Origin of the sequence: Streptomyces sp. SPB074 (genome assembly GCF_000154905.1) — a bacterium.
Classification (GTDB): Bacteria; Actinomycetota; Actinomycetes; order Streptomycetales; family Streptomycetaceae; genus Streptomyces.
Genome location: NZ_GG770539.1, coordinates 3,888,732 through 3,892,096, shown reverse-complemented (window position 1 = coordinate 3,892,096; position 3,365 = coordinate 3,888,732). Strand labels below are relative to the sequence as shown.

Annotated in this window: 4 protein-coding genes; 2 read left to right on the top strand and 2 right to left on the bottom strand. The window is 76.8% G+C overall.

Translation table 11 applies throughout. The annotated features are described in order from the left end of the window. Positions 1–287 precede the first annotated feature (287 nt). On the top strand, positions 288–614 hold the full coding sequence (locus tag SSBG_RS16205; protein ID WP_008747174.1) for a hypothetical protein: 327 nt from the start codon (positions 288–290) through the stop codon (positions 612–614). 16 nt (positions 615–630) lie between these two features. Here SSBG_RS16205 and SSBG_RS16200 read toward each other — a convergent pair whose 3' ends face one another. Together SSBG_RS16200 and SSBG_RS35820 are read right to left on the bottom strand one after the other, a co-directional pair. Further along, positions 631–1,146, bottom strand: coding sequence for a GNAT family N-acetyltransferase (locus SSBG_RS16200; protein ID WP_037869922.1), 516 nt, complete (start codon positions 1,144–1,146; stop codon positions 631–633). A gap of 374 nt (positions 1,147–1,520) precedes the next feature. After that, positions 1,521–1,850, bottom strand: coding sequence for a hypothetical protein (locus SSBG_RS35820; RefSeq protein ID WP_324603545.1), 330 nt, complete (start codon positions 1,848–1,850; stop codon positions 1,521–1,523). 135 nt (positions 1,851–1,985) lie between these two features. Between SSBG_RS35820 and SSBG_RS16190 the strand changes: the two genes are divergently transcribed. Continuing rightward, on the top strand, positions 1,986–3,365 hold a 1,380-nt coding region (locus SSBG_RS16190; RefSeq protein ID WP_008747170.1), incomplete at its 3' end, for an NAD(P)/FAD-dependent oxidoreductase.

The following is a 3,365-nucleotide window of genomic DNA, read 5'->3' as shown; positions in this document are numbered from 1 at the left end:
CGCGGGGCGGCGGAGCGCGGAGCGGCGGAGGCCGGACGACGGGCGGGGCGTGAGGTCATGGGGGCCACTGTGCCGCAAGGGACCGACAGGGCACGGGCAGGGGACCGGCAGAGGACCGGCAGGGGACCGGCAGAGGACCGGCAGAGGACCGGCAGAGGACCGGCAGAGGGCGGTCCCGGTGGCCGTTCGCGCCGGAGCCGCCCCGGGGCCCGGTGCCGGTGCGCCGCCGCACGGTCCGTACAAGCGGAGGCGTGTCCACCGGGCCGTCGGCCGGTTAATGTGCCCACATGACCGATTCCGCCCGGGAGCTCCCCGCTCCCGACACCCCCGCGCCGGGCCCGCCCGCCCAGGACGCCCGGCCGGCGGACGCCCCCGCCCCCGCCGAGGAGGCGCCCGAGGCGGCCTTACCGTCCGCCCCCGGACCCGCCGCGCCCCAGCGCGCGCCCGCCGCGCCCGGGTCGGAACCCGCGCCCTCCCCCGCTCCGGCCCTCACCGTGCTCCGCCTCACGCAGATGCCCTGCCAGCGGTGCGGGACCCTCGTCGCCGGGCTCAACGGCCGCTACGCCTGCCCGGTGTGCGACTGGGCGAACCCCTGGGCGGACGGGGCCCGTTGATACCGGCCCCGGTCGCTCACGCCGCCCCGAGCCGCCGCAGGCTCTCGCCCGTGAGGCGGAACTCGGTCCAGCCCGCGTGCGGGACGGCGCCCATGGACTCGTAGAAGGCCACGGTCGACGTGTTGGAGTCGAGCACGGACCATTCGAGGCGTTCGTAGCCGCGTTCCACGCACGTCCTGGCCAGCGCGGCGAGCAGCGCCTTGCCGTGGCCGCCGCCCCGGAGCGTGGGGCGCACGTAGAGGTCTTCCAGGTAGATGCCGGGGCGCCCGCGCCGCCGGAAGTTGCGGTACCAGAGCGCGAATCCCGCCGTCGCGCCCTCCGGCGTCTGCGCGAGGTACGCGCAGGCCATCGCGTCCTCGCCGAAGAGCGCCTCGCCGATCTCCTTCTCGGTGGCCCGCAGCTCGTGCAACGCCTCGTGGTAGGCGGCGAGTTCCGTCACCATCGCGTAGATCTCGACCAGGTCCTCGGGCAGCGCCGTCCTGATCCGGCCCGCGTACCCGCCGTCGCTCACGCGCCCGCTCGTCTCACTCATCCGCGCAGGTTAACCGGCCGGAACCGCGCATCCCGGCAAGGCGGCCGGGGACGCGGCGGTGGCGTGGCGACGGCGGGGGACGGCGGGGGACGGCGGGGCGACGGCGGGGGCGGGGCTCGGCGGCGGTTCGGCCGGTGCCCCCGGAAGGGTTCGGCCGGGGCCGGTGGCTTGCGGGCGACCGTGACACCGCCCGAGGAGGTGAGGGACCCATGAACGCTGTTTCGACGTCGGTGCTCCCCCTTTCGCGTCACGGCCGGCGGCCGAGGCAGGCCCGCCGGGAGCGCCTGAACACCCGGCACTCCCGAAAGGCACCACCGCGCACTCTCCCTCCTTCACCGCCGAGTCCTCCGCGAACGGCGTGCTCACCCGCGACTTCACCCTCGGCGACATCCCCGGCGTCCTCTGGTCACCCGCCACACCCACCGCGCCCGCAGCGCCGCTCCCTCGCCCGCCGTCTCCTCGGTCCGCAACTGGGCCTTGAGCACCGCCTGTTCGCCGTCCCCTGTCCGTACGGGCAGGACGAGGGCGGCGACGCCGTGCCGCACGCGCCCGTCGGGGCGCGGCGACCACCGTTCCATGCGGCGGGCGGCCATCGCGGGCGCGGCGGCCACGAAGGCGGCGCCCGCCGCGCCCTCGTAGTGCCGCCGGCCCTCGGCGAAGCGGGCGGGGACGGTGAAGGGGACGGAAGGGGCCATACGCGCCATACGGGAAGGGCAGGGGCGCGGCTCCGCCGGGCGGTCGCCCGCCGCTCTACCCGTACGGCGGCCCGGCCCGCTACCGTCCCTCCCCCACCCGCGCGGCGCTCGCGCGCCGTCGCGCACCGAGGAGGCGGATCGGGGATGGACGGAAGGCTCGGCCAGGACGTCGTGAACGGCGGGATCTCGTACTGGTGGGCGCGCGAGGGGCTGCCCGCGCCGCGCGAGCCGCTCGACGGGGACACGCGGGCCGATGTGGCGGTCGTCGGGGGCGGTTACACGGGGCTGTGGACCGCGTACTACCTCAAGCGGGCGCTCCCGTACCTCGATGTCGTCGTGCTCGAACGCTCCTTCTGCGGCTACGGGGCCTCGGGGCGCAACGGCGGCTGGCTCTACAACGGCATCGCGGGCCGCGCGCGGTACGCGCGGCTGCACGGCAGGGACGCCGCCGTCCGGCTCCAGCGGGCGGTGAACGAGACGGTCGCGGAGGTCGTGCGCACCACCGAGGCGGAGGGCATCGACGCCGACCTCGTGCGGGGCGGGGTGCTCGAAGTCGCGACGACGCCCGCGCAGGCGGGGCGCCTGCGGGCCTTCCACGCCGAGGAGTTGGCGTACGGGGAGAGCGACAGGGAGCTGTACGGGGCGCGGGGGACGGCGGCCCGCATACGGGTCGCGGGGGCCGTCGCCTCGACGTGGACGCCGCACGGGGCGCGGCTGCAACCGGCGAAGCTGGTGCGGGGGCTGGCGGCGAAGGCGGAGGAGATCGGCGTACGGATACACGAGTCGACGCCGGTCACGCAGATCCGGCCGCAGCACGCGGTGACGCCGTACGGGACGGTGCGCGCCCCGTACGTGCTGCGCTGCACGGAGGGCTTCACGGCGGGGCTGAAGGGGCAGCGGCGCACGTGGCTGCCGATGAACTCCTCGATGATCGTGACCGATCCGCTGCCGCCCGCGTTCTGGGAGCGGACCGGCTGGGCGGGCCGCGAGACGCTGGGGGACTTCGCGCACGCGTACCTGTACGCGCAGCGGACGGCGGACGACCGGATCGCGCTGGGCGGCAGGGGCGTCCCGTACCGCTTCGGTTCGCGCACGGACCACGACGGGCGTACGCGGCCGTCGGCCGTCGCGGAGCTGCGGCACCTCCTCGTGGCGCTCTTCCCGCAGCTCGCGGGGGCGCGGGTGGCGCACGCGTGGTCGGGGGTGCTCGGCGTGCCGCGCGACTGGTGCGCGACGGTCGGCCTCGACAGGACCACGGGGCTGGGCTGGGCGGGCGGTTACGTGGGCTCGGGCGTCGCGACGAGCAACCTGGCGGCGCGCACGCTGCGCGACCTGATCCGGCGGGACGCGGGCCAGAGCGGGGAAACGCCGCTCACCGCGCTCCCCTGGGTCGGCCACCGCGCGCGCGGGTGGGAGCCGGAGCCGCTGCGCTGGCTCGGCGTGCGCGGGCTGTACGCGGCGTACCGGGCGGCGGATCGCGGCGAGGCGCGCTCGTACGCGCCGGACACGGCCCGGCTCGCCCGC